This is a genomic window from Pannonibacter sp. SL95 (assembly GCF_026672425.1).
Lineage (GTDB): Bacteria > Pseudomonadota > Alphaproteobacteria > Rhizobiales > Stappiaceae > Pannonibacter.
This window is the reverse complement of the sequence record NZ_JAPPRC010000003.1, coordinates 1,842,777-1,861,224: the sequence shown is the minus strand read 5'-3', so window position 1 is coordinate 1,861,224 and position 18,448 is coordinate 1,842,777. Positions and strand designations below refer to the sequence as shown.

General features: G+C 66.5%; 15 protein-coding genes. 1 reads left to right on the top strand and 14 read right to left on the bottom strand.

Translation table 11 applies throughout. From position 1 onward, the window contains the following. Nucleotides 1-7: 7 nt before the first annotated feature. Genes OVA12_RS09430 through OVA12_RS09415 form a run of 4 tightly spaced genes read right to left on the bottom strand, consistent with a single transcriptional unit; the run spans nucleotide 8 to nucleotide 3,010 of the window. Complete coding sequence (locus tag OVA12_RS09430) at nucleotides 8-931, bottom strand: isoaspartyl peptidase/L-asparaginase (protein WP_268136598.1); 924 nt, start codon at nucleotides 929-931, stop codon at nucleotides 8-10. Further along, nucleotides 931-1,668: an amino acid ABC transporter ATP-binding protein gene (locus OVA12_RS09425; protein WP_268136596.1), complete on the bottom strand. Its 738-nt coding sequence runs from the start codon at nucleotides 1,666-1,668 to the stop codon at nucleotides 931-933. Before OVA12_RS09425 ends, OVA12_RS09430 begins: the two co-directional genes overlap by 1 nt. Beyond that, entirely contained in the window at nucleotides 1,668-2,339 is a 672-nt protein-coding gene (locus tag OVA12_RS09420; protein ID WP_268136594.1) for an amino acid ABC transporter permease, read from the bottom strand. Before OVA12_RS09420 ends, OVA12_RS09425 begins: the two co-directional genes overlap by 1 nt. Continuing rightward, nucleotides 2,339-3,010 (bottom strand): amino acid ABC transporter permease, encoded by a 672-nt coding sequence (locus OVA12_RS09415; protein WP_268136592.1) that lies wholly within the window; start codon nucleotides 3,008-3,010, stop codon nucleotides 2,339-2,341. Before OVA12_RS09415 ends, OVA12_RS09420 begins: the two co-directional genes overlap by 1 nt. 214 nt (nucleotides 3,011-3,224) lie before the next feature. Between OVA12_RS09415 and OVA12_RS09410 the strand changes: the two genes are divergently transcribed. Beyond that, on the top strand, nucleotides 3,225-4,145 hold the full coding sequence (locus OVA12_RS09410) for a carbohydrate kinase family protein (RefSeq protein ID WP_268136590.1): 921 nt from the start codon (nucleotides 3,225-3,227) through the stop codon (nucleotides 4,143-4,145). A gap of 245 nt (nucleotides 4,146-4,390) precedes the next feature. On the opposite strand, the gene OVA12_RS09405 is transcribed toward OVA12_RS09410, so the two are convergent. The 10 genes from OVA12_RS09405 to hutI form a co-directional block, all read right to left on the bottom strand. Further along, nucleotides 4,391-6,073, bottom strand: a complete 1,683-nt coding sequence (locus OVA12_RS09405; protein ID WP_268136588.1) for a GMC family oxidoreductase — start codon at nucleotides 6,071-6,073, stop codon at nucleotides 4,391-4,393. An 8-nt stretch (nucleotides 6,074-6,081) separates the two neighbouring features. Next, nucleotides 6,082-7,299: a mandelate racemase/muconate lactonizing enzyme family protein gene (locus OVA12_RS09400; RefSeq protein WP_268136586.1), complete on the bottom strand. Its 1,218-nt coding sequence runs from the start codon at nucleotides 7,297-7,299 to the stop codon at nucleotides 6,082-6,084. A gap of 45 nt (nucleotides 7,300-7,344) precedes the next feature. Further along, nucleotides 7,345-8,769, bottom strand: coding sequence for an aldehyde dehydrogenase family protein (locus OVA12_RS09395; protein ID WP_268136584.1), 1,425 nt, complete (start codon nucleotides 8,767-8,769; stop codon nucleotides 7,345-7,347). Nucleotides 8,770-9,262: 493 nt separating this feature from the next. Next, nucleotides 9,263-10,807: a TRAP transporter large permease gene (locus OVA12_RS09390; RefSeq protein WP_268136582.1), complete on the bottom strand. Its 1,545-nt coding sequence runs from the start codon at nucleotides 10,805-10,807 to the stop codon at nucleotides 9,263-9,265. After that, the gene (locus OVA12_RS09385) at nucleotides 10,807-11,322 is read right to left on the bottom strand and encodes a TRAP transporter small permease subunit (protein WP_268136580.1); all 516 of its coding nucleotides are present in this window, start codon (nucleotides 11,320-11,322) and stop codon (nucleotides 10,807-10,809) included. The genes OVA12_RS09390 and OVA12_RS09385 overlap by 1 nt, the downstream gene beginning before the upstream one ends. Nucleotides 11,323-11,536: 214 nt before the next feature. Further along, entirely contained in the window at nucleotides 11,537-12,637 is a 1,101-nt protein-coding gene (locus tag OVA12_RS09380) for a TRAP transporter substrate-binding protein (RefSeq protein WP_268136578.1), read from the bottom strand. A gap of 53 nt (nucleotides 12,638-12,690) precedes the next feature. Next, nucleotides 12,691-14,376 carry a urocanate hydratase gene (hutU, locus tag OVA12_RS09375; RefSeq protein WP_268136576.1) on the bottom strand — a complete coding sequence of 562 codons (1,686 nt, stop codon included), beginning with the start codon at nucleotides 14,374-14,376 and terminating at the stop codon, nucleotides 12,691-12,693. Nucleotides 14,377-14,431: 55 nt separating this feature from the next. Further along, complete coding sequence (gene hutG, locus OVA12_RS09370) at nucleotides 14,432-15,238, bottom strand: N-formylglutamate deformylase (RefSeq protein WP_268136574.1); 807 nt, start codon at nucleotides 15,236-15,238, stop codon at nucleotides 14,432-14,434. A gap of 452 nt (nucleotides 15,239-15,690) precedes the next feature. Next, on the bottom strand, nucleotides 15,691-17,217 hold the full coding sequence (gene hutH, locus OVA12_RS09365) for a histidine ammonia-lyase (protein WP_268136572.1): 1,527 nt from the start codon (nucleotides 17,215-17,217) through the stop codon (nucleotides 15,691-15,693). Further along, on the bottom strand, nucleotides 17,214-18,425 hold the full coding sequence (hutI, locus tag OVA12_RS09360; protein ID WP_268136570.1) for an imidazolonepropionase: 1,212 nt from the start codon (nucleotides 18,423-18,425) through the stop codon (nucleotides 17,214-17,216). Before hutI ends, hutH begins: the two co-directional genes overlap by 4 nt. Nucleotides 18,426-18,448: the final 23 nt, after the last annotated feature.

Here is an 18,448-nt window from a genome sequence, read left to right as displayed (position 1 = left end):
GTTATGGTTATGCAGTCAGATGTTCCGCCTCGCGGTGCTCGGGCTCCGCAAGGCCGGGATGCCACAGCCAGTACTTGATCGGCTCGTGGCAATTCAGGGCGACAACCCGGTGGTTGCCGTGAATGTCGATGGCATGGATGACCAGCGCGCCGATGAAGCCGCCGGTCAGGTCGCGCACGTCGGCCACCGCAAGGTCGACGGCCTCGGTCAGCGACAGGCCCATGCGCAGGCCGAGGACGATGCTGCGCGAGGTGCCGGCGCGCATGGTCATCTCGCCGGTGTGGGTGCAGGCGGCCGCGCCATAGCGGCTGTCCGCATAGAAGCCGGCCCCCGGGATCGGGCTGTCACCCAGCCGGCCCGGATATTTCCACGCCCAGCCGGAGGTCGACGTCACAGCATGGGCACCACCAGCTGCATCGCGGGCCAGGAACACCGTCGTGTCGCGCACGCGTTCGGGATCGGTGATCGTGTGGTTGAGCGGCACCAGCGGGATGTTCGGGAACTTCGCCTGATCCTCGGGCGAGAGCTCCTGTTCCAGTCGTTCCCACCAGACCCGCTTGCTGTCGGGAAACAGCGCGTCGTCGCGGACAAAGCCGCATTCATCAGCAAAGCGGCGGGCGCCGGCCCCGGTCAGCATCACATGCGGCAGGCGGCGCATCACCTCACGGGCGAGCGCTGCCACCGGGATCGTGCTCGGCACGGCGCCCACGCAGCCCACCTCGCGGGTGGTGCCGTCCATCACGCCGGCATCGCATTCCATCTCGCCGATCATGTTCGGCCAGCCGCCGTAACCGACACTGCGCACCTTCGGTTCGCGTTCGACTTCGGCAATGCCCTCGATCATGGCGTCGATGCCATAGGTTCCGGCCTTCAGCGCGGCCACCGTCTTGGCAAAGCCGGGCCAGGCCTCGGAATTGGCGATGAGGATCATCAGAGGGCTTCCCCTTGCAGTTTGGACAGGAACTGGGCAACGCGCGGCAGCGACCGCCCCCGTTCGGAAAAGAAATCGGCCGTGGGCATGTCGGCGATGAGTTCGCCCTTCTCGAGAAAGACGATCCGGTGCGAGATCGAGCGGGCGAAGGCAATCTCGTGGGTAACGAACAGCATCGTCGTGCCCGTGGTCGCCAGCACCTTGAGGATGTCCAGCACCTCCGCCGTCATCTCCGGATCGAGCGCGCTGGTCACCTCGTCGAGGAGCAGATAGCGCGGCTGCATCGCGAGCGCCCGGCAGATGCCGACCCGCTGGCGCTGGCCGCCCGACAGCTGCGCCGGATAGGCATCGGCCCGGTGCGCGAGGCCGACCCGGTCGAGCAGCGCGCGCGCTTCCGCGATCACCTCGGCCTTGGGCCGCTTCAGCACCTCGACGGGGGCAAGCGCGATGTTCTCCACCGCCGTCATGTGCGGATAGAGGTTGAACTGCTGGAACACGGTCGCCGACCGGCGGCGCGCTTCCGCCAGCTCCTTTGGCTTGGCCACATCGAAGCCATCGACCGTGATCGCCCCGGCCTCGAATTTTTCAAGACCGTTGATGCAGCGGATCAGGGTCGACTTGCCCGAGCCGCTGGCGCCCAGAACCGAGACCACTTCGCCCGGATTGAGCGTGAGATTGACCCCGTCGAGCACCTTGTGGGTGCCGAAGGATTTGCACAGGCCGTTGACGGAGAGCATCAGACCCCCTTCCAGTCCGTATGCGCCCGCAGCCGCCGTTCCAGCCGGGACCCGGCATAGGCGACCGCCTTGGCGGTGAGGTAATAGAGCGCGCCCACGACAGCCCAGACGATGAAGGGCTTCAGCGTGCGCAGGTTGAGGATGTTGCCGACCTTGGTCAGGTCGATGACGCCGATGACGGAGATGAGCGAGGTCACCTGCAGCTGGTTGACCAGCAGGCCCGTCAGCGGCCCGATCGCAAAGGCAAGTGCCTGCGGCGCGATCACCCGTCTCAGGATGGTCCAGCGTGTCAGGCCGAACACCCGCGCCGCCTCGATCTGCTCGCGTGAGATCGCCTCGATGGCCGAAACCGCAATCACGTAGACGAAGGCCGCGGTATTGCCGGAAAGGGTGATCAACGCAGCCTGCGACGGCGTCAGGTTGATCTTCATCAGCACCGGCAGACCGAAGAACACCAGGAACAGCTGCACCAGCACCGGCGAGTTCTTCAGGAGTTCGGCAAGCCCATGCACCAGCTGGCGCAGCACAGGCACCCGGTAGTAGCGCACCACCGCAAAGCCGAGCCCGAGCGCGCCGCCGATCAGCGTCGAGGCCACGAACAGCCAAAGCGTCACCGACAGGCCCTGCAGCAGCAAGACGATGTCATAGGGGGTAAACTCGGTGTAGCGCATCACGCCACCTCCCCGGCCGTATGGCGGTTGACATGGCGGTGCACCGCGCCGAACAGGCCGGAGACCGCATAGGTCAGGCAGGCATAGGCCACCAGCAGCGCCGCATAGACCTCGAAGGGCCGGAACGTCTCGGCCGCCACGATCTTCGCCGAGCCGGTCAGCTCGTTCAGCGTGATCGTCGACAGCACCGACGAGGTCAGCACCAGATTGACGCAGACCGCCCCGAGCGGGCGGATCGAGGTCCTGAGTGCGATGGGCAGGATCACCTTGGTGAAGATCTTGCGCCGGGTAAGACCGCTGACCTCTGCCGCCTCCAGGATACCCGGCTCGATGGCCAGGATGCCCGCGCGGATCACATCCGACGTGTAGGCGCCGCCGGCAATCGACAGGGCGATGATCCCGGTCGGCGCGGCCTCGATGTAGATCCCGACTTCCGGCAGCCCGAAATAGAAGAAGAACAGCTGCACGATGAAGGGGATGTTGCGGAACACGTCGACATAGATCGCCGACAGGCGCCGGGCCAGCGGCGACGCAGCCGTGCGGCAGGCGGCCACGACAATGCCAAGCACGATGCTGCCCGCCAGTGCGCCGAGGCAGACCACCGTTGTCAGCCACAGCCCCTCCAGGAGGAACGGCACATGCTTGGCCAGGATCGAAAGGTCGAAGCCCAAGGGCGCCTCCCAGGTGAAAGTGAAACCGGTTTCATTTAGACGTGCAAAGTGCCTCCTGTCAACGGTCAGCTTCGTGTCCGCACCGGACTGGAAACCGGCACTCCTGCCCTTGCGTCGCTGCCGGATCCGGGGCACAAAAAGCGCCCTGTGATGACCACAAGTGAACACCCCTCGCCCGAAGAGGGGGACCCTGCTTTCTGGATGGACCTGACCGATGATCCTGTGTTGCGGTGAAGCGCTGATGGACATGCTGCCGAGAGAGATCGGCTGCGAAGGAACTGCATTCCTGCCCGTGCCCGGCGGCGCGATCTTCAACACGGCGCTGGCGCTCGGCCGGCTCGGCACACCGGCCGGCTTCCTCTATGGCGTCTCGACCGACCTGTTCGGCGAGCAGCTCCTCGCCCATCTCGCCGCCTCGAACGTTGCCACCGACCTGACGATCCGCTCGCCGCGCCCGACGACCCTCGCCTTCGTGCGGCTGAAGGACGGCAACGCCACCTACACCTTCTACGACGAGAACTCCGCCGGCCGCATGATCACGGCCGCCGACCTGCCGGCCCTGCCGGCTGCCGTCTCGACGCTCTATTTCGGCGGCATCAGCCTGATCGGCGAGCCCTGCGGCACGGCCCTGGAAGCGCTGCTGATGCGCGAGGCCGGTTCGCGGGTGATCGCGCTTGACCCCAACATCCGCCCCGGTTTCATTACCGATGAAACGGCCTATCGTGCGCGTCTGTCACGCATTTTCGCCAAGGCCGACATCCTGAAGCTCAGCGAGGAAGACCTCGAGTGGTACGCCCCCGGCTCCGATTTCGACACGATGGCGAAATCCTGGATCGCCGGCGGTATCAAGGTCGTCCTGAAGACCCTCGGCAAGGACGGCGCCCGCGCCCTGACGGCGACGCAGGACATCACCGTTCCGGCCCGCAAGGTCGAGGTCGTGGACACGGTCGGTGCCGGTGACACGTTCAACGCCGGCTTCCTGTCCTCGCTCGCCGAAGCCGGTGTGCTCACCAAGACGGGTGTCGGCGCCTTGAGCGACGCAGTCCTCACCGCCGCCCTCATCCGCGCCACATCCGTCGCCGCCGTCACCGTCTCCCGCGCCGGCGCCAACCCGCCCTGGGCCCACGAGCTGTAAGGCGGGACTGGTCTACGTGCTGTCGCGGTGGTTTTGACGGCATGCCCTCAGGACGCGCCTCAGCTTTATGACAGACCTCTCCATCGTCATCCCGGGCGCAGCGAAGCGGAGACCCGGGACCGGAGAGCCAATGTCTCTCGGGAGGGGAAGTCCCAGAACCATGGACGCGTCGGCTCTCCGGTCCCGGCTCGGCGCTTCGCTTGGCCGGGATGACGATCGAGGGTTTGTGCCCCTACCGCGTCACCCTAGGCCCGCGCGTCTTCCAGGATCATGTCCGCGCCCTTCTCCGCCACCATCATCACGGGAGCGTTGATGTTGCCGGAGGTGATGTTGGGAAACACAGACGCATCGACCACGCGCAGGCCCGGCACGCCATGCACCCGCAGCCGGTGATCGACAACAGCGCTGGACGGGTCCGGCCCCATCACCGCCGTGCCGCAGGGGTGGTAGATCGAGCCGCAATTGGCGCGGAAATGCTCCAGCAGTTCCTGGTCGCTCTGCGCCTCGACCGAAGGGCTCATCTCCGCCTCGGTGATGGCGGCAAGCGAGGGGGCCTGCATCAGCCGGCGCACGAACTGGCTTCCCTCCACCGCCTCGCGGCAGTCTTCCTCGGTTGAGAGGTAATTGCCCTGGATCACCGGCGACAGGTCGTCGAGCCCGCCATTGATGCGAAGATCCACCCGCCCCCGGCTGGTCGGCCGGCAGGAGTTGAAGGCGACGAGAAAGCCCGGATAGGGTTCCGGTGCCAGCCCCTTCTTCGGGTCCTCAGGAATGCGGTAGGACAGCGGATTGAAGTAGAGCTGCAGGTTCGGCCGCAGCGCATCCGGCCGCGAGCGAAAGAACCCGCCCGCCTGATTGACGCTGCCGGCAAACGGCCCCTTGCGCGTCAACGCCCAGCGCAGGGCCAGCGCCGCCTGGCCGAAGATCGACCCGAACGGCCCGTTCAGCGTCGGCACGCGGGAGCGGAAATAGAAGCTGGCGCACAGATGATCCTGCAGGTTGGCGCCAACGCCCGGCAGATCGCGTCGCGTGGGTAAGCCCAGCGCCTGAAGCCGGGCCGCCGCGCCGAGCCCGGAGCGCTGCAGCAGCACCGGTGTGGCGATGGCTCCCGTTGCCAGGATCACGTCGCGCCGCGCCAGGAGCAGCCGTTGCCCCGCCTCGTCATGCCCTGCCCCCTCAGCGCGCACCACCAGTCCCCGCGCCCGGCCCTCGGCGTCGAGCACGACTTCCAGCGCGCGCGTCCTCGTAAACACAGTGAGGTTCTTACGCCGCCGCGCCGGCTTCAGGTACTCCACGCCGGAGGACGACCGCAGGCCCGCCCGGGTGTTCACGTCGTAGATCCCCGCCCCTTCCAGGCTTGCGCCGTTGAAGTCGGGCGTCGCCGGCAGCTGCAACTCGGCGCAGGCGGAGAGGAAGCGATCCGCGGTCGGATGAGTCTCCCCCCGCATCGGCGTCACATGGATCGGGCCGTCGCCGCCATGGAAGGGGCTTTCGCCCAGCGCGTGGGTTTCCAGCTTGCGGAAATAGGGCAGCACATCGTCATGGCCCCAGCCGGGGTTGCCGGCCGCCCGCCAGTCGTCGAAATCCTCCCGCGCGCCCCGTACGAAGATCATCGCGTTGATCGCCCCGGAGCCGCCCAGCACCTTGCCGCGCGGCACATAGACCTGCCGGTTGCCCAGCGCCGCCTCCGGCTCGCTGCGATACATCCAGTTGACCGCCGGATTGTAGTAGCTCTTGGCATAGCCGACCGGGATCTTCAGCCAGAACGAGCGGTCCTCGCCGCCCGCCTCCACCAGCGCCACCGTGTAGCGCCCGCATTCGCTCAGCCGCGCCGCCAGGATCGCCCCGGCGGAGCCTGCCCCTGCGATGACAAAGTCGAACTCCTCCCGGCCGGCAGCGGCCAGGTCAGCGCGGGAAGTCTCGGTCATGGTCGGTCTCAGCCCTTGGCGGGAGCGAACTGTTTCACGTCCGCCGGTGTGTCGCCCATCTGCAGGTGCAGCCGTGTGCCCGTATAGGGCGTGTGGCGTGCAATCACCTCCCGGTTCAGCTCGATGCCGAGCCCCGGCTCGCGGCTGGGGATGAGATAGCCATCCTCCAGCGTGAGCTTGGTCTTCAGCACCTCGGCATGGAACCCGGAGAAATCGAGGATCGCCTCGTGGATCAGGAAGTTCGGCAGGGTCGCAGCCAGCTGGATCGAGGCTGCCGCCCCCACGGGACCGTTGTAGAGATGCGGCGCGACCTCGGCATACTGCGCCTCGGCCATGCCGGCGATCTTCTTGGCCTCCAGCAGGCCGCCCACCCGGGCAACGTTCATTTGCAGGATCGAGGCCGCCTTCAGCTCCAGCACCCGGTGAAACTCGTATTTGGTGGTCAGCCGCTCACCCGTCGCAACCGGTATGGAGGTCGCCCGCGCCACCTCGGCCATGGCCGCTTCCTGTCCCGGCGGCACCGGCTCCTCGAACCACAGCGGATCAAAGCGCTCCAGCCGCTTGGCGAGCCGGATCGCCGAGGACGGCACCATCTGGCCATGGGTGCCGAACAGGAGATCAGCCGAGGCACCGACCGCCTCGCGCACCTTGGCGCAGAAGGTCTCGCAGCGCTCCATCACCCCCAGCGACAGATGGTGACCGGAATAGGCGGTGTAGGGCCCAGCCGGATCGAACTTCACGCCCGTGAAGCCCTGCCGCACCATCTCCGCCGCGCAGTCCGCCGCCAGATCCGGGTCGTTGTAGTCGTACTCGCCGGCCGCGTTCTTCGGATAGAGATAGGTATAGGCGCGCAGCCGCTCATGCACCTGCCCGCCCAGGAGATCCATCACCGGCCGGCCGGCGGCCTTGCCAATGATGTCCCAGCAGGCAATCTCCAGCCCCGAGACGATGCCCATCATCGTCGGGTCGGGGCGCTGGGTGAAGCCGCTGGAATAGGCCGAGCGCCAGAAACGCTCGATCCGGTGCGGATCATGCCCTTCCAGATGCCGCACGAACACATCCTCGATCACCGGCACCAGGGCACTGGGATGGAAGGCCGTCGCATAGATCTCGCCCACGCCCTCGATCCCGCAGGCAGTCTTCAGCGTCACGAAGATCCAGTACATCCCGCCCAGATGCGGCGGAGGCACGGCGACGACATCGGTGGTGAGCGAAACGAGCTTCATGGGCGCACCTGGCTTGAGGGAGCGTGAGAACAAATTGAGAACATGTCAGGGTGCCAGCACCACGAGCCGGGTCTGGGTGAACTCCAGCAGCCCGTGCTTGCCGTCGTCGCCGCCCAGACCCGAGCGCTTCCAGCCGGCGTGGTAGCCCTGGTAGGGATCGGCCGGGAAGCGGTTCACGTAGAGCTCGCCCGCCTCCATGCTGTTGGCGATCTGCATCACCTTGCGGTGGTCATTGCTGAAGAGCACCGAGCTCAGGCCGAACTGGTGATCGTTCGCGAGACGCAGGGCCTCGTCGAGGTCGCTCACCCGCACCACCGCCAGCACCGGACCGAACACCTCTTCCCGGATGATCTCCATCTCCTGCCGGCAGCCGGTCAGCAGCGTCGGCGGATAGAACCAGCCCGGCCCTTCCGGCATCACGCCGCCGGCCGCAAGGCTCGCCCCTTCGGCCACCGCCCGCTCGACCATGGCATGGATCTCGGCCCGGGCCTTCTCGCTCGCCACCGGCCCCATCGCGTCGGGCTCTTGCGCCCGGTCGGCAAAGCGCCGCGCGCGGAAGGCCTCCGTCAGCGCCGCGACCAGCGCGTCATGCAGGGCATCGACCACATAGACACGGGCCGCCGCCGTGCAGACCTGGCCGCAATGGTTGGTCTTGTTGGCCACCAGCCGGCGGGCGACATCGGCCACATCCGCATCTGGCCCCACCAGCACCGGCGTCTTGCCGCCCAGCTCCAGCGACGTCTTGGCGATGTTGGCCTTGGCATAGTCCATCACCGCCCGCCCGGCCGAGACGCTGCCCGTCAGCGTGATCATGCCGACCGCCTCGGCCTGCGACAGCCGCCCGGCCCCGGCATGGTCCATGGTCAGGATGTTGATCACCCCGTCCGGCAGTCCGGCCGCCTGAATGGCCTCGCTCAGCGCCAGTGCCGACAGCGGCGTCGTGTTCGACGGGCGCACCACCACGCTGTTGCCGGCCATCAGCGCCGGCGCCACCTTGCGCAGCAGCGTGTAGATCGGAAAATTGAACGGGATCAGGCAGACAACGACGCCGATGGGTGCGCGCATCAACAGGAGCGTCTCGCCGGGCGTATCGGAGGGGATGATCTCGCCCTCGATGCGCCGCGCCCATTCGCTGTGATAGCGGGTGATCTCGGCGCCATAGACGGCCTCGCCCGTGGCATCGCTGAGGCTCTTGCCGGTCTCGGCCGCCAGCACCGCGCCAATCGTCTGGGCCCGCGCCTCGATCTCGGCCGCAAGACGACGCAGCGCCGCCCCCCGGTCACAGGCGGCAAGCCCCGCCCAGCCCGGCTGCGCGGCCTTTGCCGCCGCGACCGCCGCGTCGATCTCGTCCGCCTCCGCCAGCGCCACCTCACCGATGACCGCGCCGGTGGCCGGCGACAGCACGGGCTGGCTGCGTCGGCCTGCCGGCTTCACGTTTCTGCCGCCGATGAAGAACGCGCCAACCGTCATCTGCCTCGCCTCATGCCGTTCAGGTTCGGAACCTTCAGGATCCTGTGCCCGGCGCACTGCCACCGCAGCCCCCGAGCCTCTCTAGCTAGGAGCGCCGGACGCCTCTCGGCAAATGCCGGTTGGTCATGGAAGCATGCGGAAAACTGATGCTTGGCCGACTACCCTGATCATCCCCCGATCACTTGAGCCCGCGAACAAAAACGGGCAGCCAAAGCCGCCCGTGAGCTTGATGACAAACCTCGACCTCTACCGCCGTCATCCCGGCCAAGCGAAGCGCCGAGCCGGGACCGGAGAGCCGAAGCCTCGAATATTCAACGAGTTAATCCCGGAGAGACCTTGGCTCTCCGGTCCCGGATCTCCGCTTCGCTCTCGTCCGGGATGACGACAGAGGGTTTGTCAGCAGTTGGACGGGCAGCCAAAGCCGCCCGTCCAACCGCCGCAAGACCCGGCAGTTCAATCGTAATCGTCACCCGTTTGCCGGGCCGGAATGCCGTCAGAACATGATGTTCGGCAGCATCGTGCCAATCGTTGGCATCGCCCAGATCAGCGCCATGGCGAGGATCTGCAGCAGGATGAAAGGCACCACGCCCTGATAGATCATGCCCGTGGTCACTTCCTTGGGCGCTGCCCCGCGCAGGTAGAACAGGGAGAAGCCGAAGGGCGGGGTCAGGAACGAGCTTTGCAGGTTCACCGCAATCAGCACCGCCAGCCACAAGGGATCATGCCCCATCAGGATCAGCGGCGGAATCAGCAGCGGCAGCAGGATCACCGCGATCTCGACAAAGTCGAGGAAGAAGCCGAGCACGAAAATGAAGGCCATGGCGAACACCAGCGCTCCCGTCGCCCCGCCCGGCATCGCTTCCAGGATCTGCGCCACCCGGTGTTCACCGCCAAGGCCGACAAAGACCAGCGAGAAGAACGAGGCCATCAGGATGGTGGCGAAGATCATCGAGGTGACGACCATCGTCTGGGTCAGTGCCGGGATCAGCGTCTTGGCCCGGAACGACTGTTTCAGCGACACCAGCACCGCCACCAGCCCGACCAGCGCCAGCCCGGCGTAGATCGCCGCCAGCGTATACTCGAGCGCCCCGGCATCCGACCGCTGCAGCCGCACCGGATAAAGTCCCGCCGCAACCACCAGCACGAACAGCGCCACCGTCCCGCCCAGCACAAGGCCCTTCGGAGCCCCCTGCTTGTAGCCGGCGAGCAGGATCGCACCGATGGAGCCCACCGCCGCCGCCTCGTTCGGCGAGGCGATGCCGAACAGCACCGCGCCCAGCACGGCGACGATCAGCAGCACCGCCGGCAGGATCGCCCCCGCGACCTCGCGCCGTGACGGCCGCCGGTCGAGCGCCTTCATAGCCGGCGCGTCTCCCGGCACGAGCCAGGCCACCACCAGCACATAGACGATGTAAAGCACCACCAGCAGCAATCCAGGAAGCAGCGCGGCGGCAAACATTTCACCGACCGACAGGGATTCGATCGAGAACTTGCCCTGCTTGTACTGCGCCTGCTGGAAGGCCGAGGACATCACGTCCGCCAGAATGATCAGCAGCGTCGAGGGCGGAATGATTTGGCCGAGCGTACCGGAGGCACAGATAAGGCCGGACGACAGGCGCGGGTTGTAGCCATTGCGCAGCATCGCAGGCAGCGCGATCATGCCCATCGCCACCACCGTCGCCCCGACGATGCCGGTCGAGGCGGCCAGCAGCGCGCCGACCAGCACGACCGACACGCCGAGCCCCCCGCGCATGGTGCCGAACAGCCGGCCCATGGTCTCCAGAAGGTCTTCCGCGATCCGGCTCTTTTCCAGGATCACGCCCATCAGCACGAACAGCGGAATGGCGGTCAGCACGGGATTGGTCAGAACGGCAAAAAACCGCTGCCCCAGCGCGCCCATCAGGCCAAGCGAGAAATCCCCGCTGAAATAGCCGATGAGGGCAAACAGCGTCGCAACGCCGGAAATGGTGAAGGCAACCGGATAGCCGAGCAGGATGAACCCGATCAGCGCGGCAAACATCAGAATATCAAGCGGCATCACTTGGCGCCTTCTGAAACGCGGCCCGAAAGACGCAGACAATCACGCAGAAACGCCGAAAGGCCCTGCAGCAGCAGCAGCACGCAGAAGACCGGGATCAGGCTTTTCAGGAGGAACGAGGCCGGAATGCCGCCGACCGAGATCGGCCCTTCCAGAATGGCCCAGGAGCGGGCCACCGTCGGCCAGGAATAGATCAGCAGCACCACCAGCGACCCGCCCAGCAGCACCACATGGCCGAACAGGTCGATCATCGCCTGGGCCTGCCGGGACGCCTTGGCGTAATAGATGTCGACGCGCACATGGCCGTTGACCATCAGCGTGTAGCCGGCCCCCAGCATGAACACGCTGGCATGCAGGTAAAGGACGCCCTCGTTGAGGAAGATCGACGAATAGCCGAAGACATAGCGCAGCAGCACGATCACGAACTGCAAGAGCACCATCGCCAGCGCAAACCAGATCGTCACCGCGCCCACCGCCCGGCTCACCCGGTCAAGCGCATTCGCAAATTGTTCCATTCCCCCGCCCCCTGTTGCGGTCTTTTCTTGTCCGGACGTCCGGTCCCGTCATCCCCGCGCAGGCGGGGATCCAGTACTCCCGGCGCTTGCTTTGTTCCCCATTCATCGCGAGCGCCCTGGTTACTGGATCCCGGTCTTGCCGCCTTGCGGCAAACCGGGATGACAGCAAAGACAAACCCCGGCGCGAGCACCCCCGCGCCGGGGCCGTTCAGTCTCAGCCGTAGTTATACGTCAGGCCGCGGGCGTTCATCTGGCCGGCGTCCGCATAGGGCATGTACTCGGTCATCAGCGCGCGGTAGGCAAGGAAGCTCTCGGTGATGCGCTTCACCAGCTCGTCGCTGTTGTCACGCAGCTCACTGACCACCTCACCCATGGCATTGCCCATGGCGACCACGATCTCGTCCGGCAGCTTGTGCACGGTCACGCCATGCTTGTCCTTCAGCTCGCGCAGCGCCATGGCATGCTTGGTGTTGTACTCGGTCAGCACCGGGTTGTAGAGGCTCTGCGAGGCGAAGGTGACCACCTGCTTCAGGTCATCCGGCAGCGCTTCCCAGGCCTTGATGTTGATGGCGCATTCCTCGGCCGAGGACGGCTCGCCAACACCCGGCGCGTAGTAGTTCTTGGCCACCTGCTGCAGACCCAGCGCACTGTCCGACCACGGACCGATGAACTCGCCCGCATCCAGCGCGCCTGACTGCAGCGCCTGGAACATCGCCGGACCGGACATGGCTTCCACCGCCATGCCAAGCTTGGCGCAGACTTCCGAGTTGAGGCCGGTGGTGCGGTACTTGAGGCCCTTCAGGTCGTCGACCGTCTTGATCTCCTTGCGGAACCAGCCGAACCACTGCGGACCCGAGTTGCCGCACAGGAACGGCTTCAGGCCGAAGCGGCCGTACATCTCGTCATAGAGCGCCTGACCACCGCCCTGCTGCATCCAGCCGATCTGCTCGATGGCGGTCAGACCCAGCGGCTGCGAGCCGAACAGCAGGATGCCCTTGGACTTGGAGCCCCAGTAGGCCGGCACCGCGTGATAGATCTCGGCCGTGCCTTCGGCGACAGCATCAAACACGCCCGGTCCCGGGACGATTTCACCGGCGGCGAAAAGTTCCACCTGCAACCGGCCACCCGACAGGGCGGTGATGCGGTCGGCAAGCGCCTGGGCAGCAACGCCCGGCCCCGGCAGGTTCTTCGGCCAGGCGCTGACCATGCGCCACTTGATGACGTCCTGCGCGATGGCCGGAGCGGCAAGCGCCGCCGTACCCGCTGCTGCCGCCGCACCGATACCTGCGGTCTTCAGGAAATCACGTCTCTTCATCGTCAGACCTCCGCTCTGTTGGTTTGTCATGATGTGCCTGTTCCGCTTGTTCTTCAGTCTTTCAGGATGGCCGGCAGGTTCAGGCCATTTTCGCGCGCGCAGTCGAGCGCGATCTCGTAGCCGGCATCGGCGTGACGCATCACGCCGGTGGCCGGATCATTCCACAGCACATTGGCGATGCGCCGGTCAGCCGCTTCCGTGCCGTCACAGCAGATCACCATGCCGGAGTGCTGCGAGAAGCCCATGCCCACGCCGCCGCCGTGGTGCAGCGACACCCAGGTCGCCCCAGACGCGGTGTTGAGAAGGGCGTTCAGCAGCGGCCAGTCGGACACGGCGTCCGATCCGTCCTTCATCGCTTCCGTCTCGCGGTTCGGCGAGGCGACGGAGCCGGAATCAAGGTGGTCGCGGCCGATGACGATCGGCGCCTTCAGCTCGCCCTTGCGCACCATCTCGTTGAACGCCAGACCCAGCTTGTGGCGCAGGCCCAGGCCCACCCAGCAGATACGCGCCGGCAGGCCCTGGAAGGCAATGCGCTCGCGCGCCATGTCCAGCCAGTTGTGCAAATGCGCGTCGTCCGGGATCAGCTCCTTCACCTTCTGGTCGGTGCGGTAGATGTCTTCCGGGTCACCCGACAGCGCGCACCAGCGGAACGGACCGATGCCACGGCAGAACAGCGGCCGGATGTAGGCCGGCACGAAGCCCGGGAAGGCAAAGGCGTTCTCCAGGCCCTCGTCCTTGGCCACCTGACGGATGTTGTTGCCATAGTCGAGCGTCGGCACGCCGGCGTTCCAGAAGTCGACCATCGCCTGAACATGCACGCGCATCGACGCGCGGGCGGCCTTCTCCACCGCCTTCGGATCGCTCTCTTGCTTGGCGCGCCATTCGCCGACGGTCCAGCCGGAGGGCAGATAGCCGTGGATCGGGTCATGCGCCGAGGTCTGGTCGGTGACGATGTCCGGGCGCGGGCCACCGGCGTTCATGCGCTTGACCAGTTCGGGGAAAACGTCGGCCGCGTTGCCGATCAGCGCCACGGATTTCGCCTCGCCCGCCTTGGTCCAGCGGTCGATCATCGCCAGCGCCTCGTCCAGCGTATGCGCCTTTTCATCGACATAGCGGGTGCGGATGCGGAAGTCGGCGCGGGTCTCGTCGCATTCGACGGCCAGGCAGCAGGCGCCGGCCATCACGGCCGCCAGCGGCTGCGCGCCGCCCATGCCGCCAAGGCCACCGGTCAGGATCCATTTGCCCTTGAGGTCACCGCCGTAATGCTGGCGGCCCGCCTCGGCAAAGGTCTCATAGGTGCCCTGCACGATGCCTTGCGTGCCGATGTAGATCCACGACCCGGCAGTCATCTGGCCGTACATGGCCAGGCCTTTCTTGTCGAGTTCGTTGAAATGGTCCCAGGTTGCCCAATGCGGCACCAGGTTGGAGTTGGCAATCAGCACGCGCGGGGCATCCGCATGGGTGCGGAACACGCCGACCGGCTTGCCCGACTGGACCAGCAGCGTCTCGTTGTCTTCCAGCGACTTCAGCGCCGCAACGATGCGGTCGAAGTCGTCCCAGGTGCGCGCCGCGCGGCCGATGCCACCATAAACCACCAGCGCATGCGGGTTCTCGGCCACATCCGGGTGCAGGTTGTTCATCAGCATGCGCAGCGGCGCTTCCGTCAGCCAGCTCTTGGCGTTCAGCGTCGTGCCGGTGGGCGGGAAGATGTCGCGCTGATTATGGCGGGGATTGGTCATGTTTCCTCTCCGAAGCAACGTTTCATGTGCAGTGAATTGACGTCCGGCCCTGTGCTTAGGTGCGCCAGGTTCCGGAGGCCACGGTCTCGAGAATGGATGTGAGGACGGCCTGCAGCCGCGCGGCCTTGGTCAGGCTGTAGGCATAGGGCGGCAGCTCGGTTTCCAGATGCGTCGCCTGCGCCAGCTCCATCTGGATGGAGTGATAGCCTTCCGCCGGCCGGCCATAGTGCCGGGTCGTCCAGCCGCCCTTGAAGCGGCCATTGACCACCGTGCTGTAGCCCTCCGCCGCCTGGCAGATGCCGGCCACCGCCTCGCCCAGACCGGGCGCGCAGGACGTGCCCTCCACCGTACCGATGTTGAAATCCGGCAGCGTGCCGTCAAACAGGAACGGGATGTTGGAGCGGATCGAGTGGCAATCGTAGAGCACGGCAAACCCGTGGATCGCATGCACCCGCCGCAGTTCGGCTTCCAGCGCCGCATGATAGGGCGCATGGAAGGCCAGCCGCCGCCGCTCGATCTCGGCCGCATCCGGGGCATCCAGCCAGATGTTTTCGCCATCGAAATCGGTCAGCGGCACCAGCCCGGTGGTGTTCTGCCCCGGATAGAGGCTTGCCCCGTCCGGCGGCCGGTTGGCGTCGATGACAAAGCGGTGGAAGGTCGCAGCCACGGTCGTCGCCCCCGGCAGCAGCCCGTCATAAAGCCGGTCCACATGCCAGTCGGTATCGCTGAGCACCAGCCCGCGCGCGTTCAGCTTCGCCCGGATGCCGGCGGGAACATGCGTGCCCGAATGCGGCAGCCCCAGCACCACCGGACTGTCGCCCCGCGTCACCGTCACCGGCCCACTCTGATCGTCACGCGTCATTTCAACCATCCACCCGACTTCCTTTTCCGGCCTCAACGCACGTCGTTCGCCCTGTCCAGGCTGATCCCAAAAACTCTGCCGTCATCCCCGCCCGCTCCCGTCATCCCCGCGAAGGCGGGGATCCAGTACCCCCGGTCTTCGTCATCATCACCGCCGGGATTACCGGCTCCCGGTCCCGCCGCTAAGCGCCAAACCGGGATGACACGCTTGAACTCGCCGCAGCCCCCTCTCCCCCCTTGAGGGGGAGATGTCTGCGCCAGCAGACAGAGGGGGGTGGCGACGCTCTGGCAGACACCGAGCCAGATGTGCCCCCGAACGGCCGACCTCTCCCGTCATCCCCGCGAAGGCGGGGATCCAGTACCCCCTGTCTTCATCGCAATCAGTCCCCGGGTTACTGGATCCCGGTCTTGCCGCCACGCGGCAAACCGGGATGACACCCGAGAAACCTCACCTCAGACCTTGAACGACCCGATCTCCGCCGCCGCCGCAAACGCTCCGGAGCGCACCAGCGCAGATGCCGCCTCGATGTCGGGGGCGAGATACCGGTCTTCCTTCAGCGCCGCCGCCACTGCGCGCAGGCGTGCGATCACCGACTGAAGCCGCCCAGAGGTCTTGAGCGGCGCGCGGAACTCGATGCCCTGCGCCGCACACAGCGCCTCGACACCGAGGATCACCGACAGGTTGGCATTCATCCGCAGCAGCCGGCGCGCGCCATGGGCGGCCATCGACACATGGTCTTCCTGATTGGCCGAGGTCGGCGTCGAATCCGTCGAGCACGGCGTTGCCAGGTGCTTGTTTTCGCTCATCAAGGCGGCCGTCGTGACTTCCGCGATCATGTAGCCGGAGTTGAGGCCCGGATCGGGGGTCAGGAACGGCGGCAGGTCGTGGCTCAGCGTCGGATCGACCATCAGCGCCACGCGCCGCTGCGCGATCGCACCGATTTCAGCCACCGCCAGCGCGATCTGGTCGGCGGCAAAGGCCACCGGCTCGGCGTGGAAATTGCCGCCCGAAACGATGCGGCCCTCGCCCAGCACCAGCGGGTTGTCGGTGACCGCGTTGGCCTCGATTTCCAGCGTCGAGCCGGCAAAGCGCAACAGGTCGACAGCCGCCCCCAGCACCTGCGGCTGGCAGCGGATGCAATAGGGGTCCTGCACGCGCGTGTCGCCCTCGCGGTGGCTCTCGCGGATTTCCGAGCCCTCCATGATGGCGCGCATCAGGTCGGCGACCTCGATCTGACCGCGATGGCCGCGCAGGGTATGGATTTCCGGCTGCAGCGGCGCGGTCGATCCCATGATGGCATCGGTCGAGAGCGTCGAGATCACCAGCGAGGCCGCCGCATTGGTCCAGGCCTCGAACAGGCCGATCAGTGCCAGCGCGGTGGAAAACTGCGTGCCGTTGATGAGCGCCAGCCCCTCCTTGGGGCCAAGCACAACCGGGGTCAGACCCGCCATCTTCAGCGCGTCGCCGCCCGCCAGCCGCTCGCCGCCATAGATCGCCTCGCCGGCACCGATCATCACCGCCGTCATGTGGGCGAGCGGGGCCAAATCGCCGGACGCACCCACGGAGCCTTGAGAGGGAACGACCGGCGTCACGCCAGCTTCGAGCATCGCCTCAATGAGCGCGATCACCTCCCAGCGCACGCCCGACGCGCCGCGCCCGAGGCTCAGGAGCTTCAGCACCATCATCAGCCGCGTTGCGGCGCGGTCCAGCGGCTCGCCCACGCCGCAGCAATGCGACAGGATCAGGTTGCGCTGCAGCGTCGCCGTGTCCTTCGGCGCAATCTTCACCGAGGCGAGCTTGCCAAAGCCGGTGTTGACGCCATAGACGCCGACATCGCCATTGGCCGCCGCCGCAACATGGGCCGCCGCCAGATCGACCGCCGGACGCGCCGAGGGATCAAGGCGGACCGCGCGCCCATCGCGCCAGATCTGTTCAAGGTCGGCCAGTGTGGCGCGGCCGGGCTGGAGAACAACGGTCATTGCGAACCTCCGAAAACTCGGGCGTGAAGGGGATTGAAGCCGAAGCGGTAGACAAGCTCCGCCGGCGTCTCGACGTTCCAGATGGCAAGGTCGGCGCGCAGGCCCTCGGAGATGCGGCCGCAGTCATCAAGGCCAAGGGCTTTCGCCGCGTTCACGGTCACGCCGCGCAGCGCTTCCTCGACGGTCAGCCGGAAGAAGGTGCAGCCCATGTTCATGGTCAGGAGCAGCGAAGTCAGCGGCGAGGTGCCGGGATTGCAGTCGGTTGCCAGCGCCATCGGCACCTCATGCGCCCGGAAGGCAGCAACCGGGGGAACCTGCGTCTCGCGAATGGCGTAGAATGCGCCGGGCAGCAGCACGGCCACGGTGCCGGAGGCCGCCAGCGCGGCCGCGTCCGCGTCGGTTGCATATTCCACGTGGTCGGCCGACAGGGCACCGTAGCGGGCGGCGAGCTGGGTGCCGCCGATGCGCGACAGCTGTTCGGCATGAAGCTTCACCGGCAAACCAAGACGCTTCGCCGCGTCAAACACCCGAGTCATGTCCTCGACCGAAAAGGCGATGCCCTCGCAGAACCCGTCGACCGCATCAACGAGGCCCTCGGCCGCCGCAGCTTCCAGACCCGGCAGGCAGACCTCGATCAGATAGGCCTCCGTCCGGCCCTTGTACTCGGCCGGCACCGCGTGGGCGCCGAGGTAGGTGGTCCGGACGCGCACCTTGCGCTCCTGGCCCAGCCTCCGGGCCGCCCGCAGCATCTTCAACTCGGTCTCGATCTCCAGTCCGTAGCCGGACTTGATCTCGATTGTAGTCATCCCCTCGCTGATCAGCGCATCAAGGCGCGGTAGCGCGGAGGCGACGAGGTCGGACTCGCTGGCCTCGCGGGTCGAGCGGACCGAGGAGACGATGCCGCCCCCTGCCCTTGCCACTTCCTCGTAGGTCGCGCCGTCAAGACGCATCTCGAACTCGCGCGCCCGGTGTCCGCCATGGACGATATGGGTGTGGCAATCGATGAGACCGGGGGTCACCAGACGGCCGTCCAGATCGAGGCGCGGAAGGGTCGCAAATTCTCCCGGAATGGCGTCGCTTTGTCCGACGAAGGCGATGGTTTGTCCGTCCACGACCACAGCGCCGTTTTCGATCAGGCCATAGCCCGTCGGCCCCGCCAGGGTGGCAAGCGTCGCGTTGGTCAGGATGATCGGCTGATCAAGTTCCATCTTGGTTTCCTCCCGAGATGGGC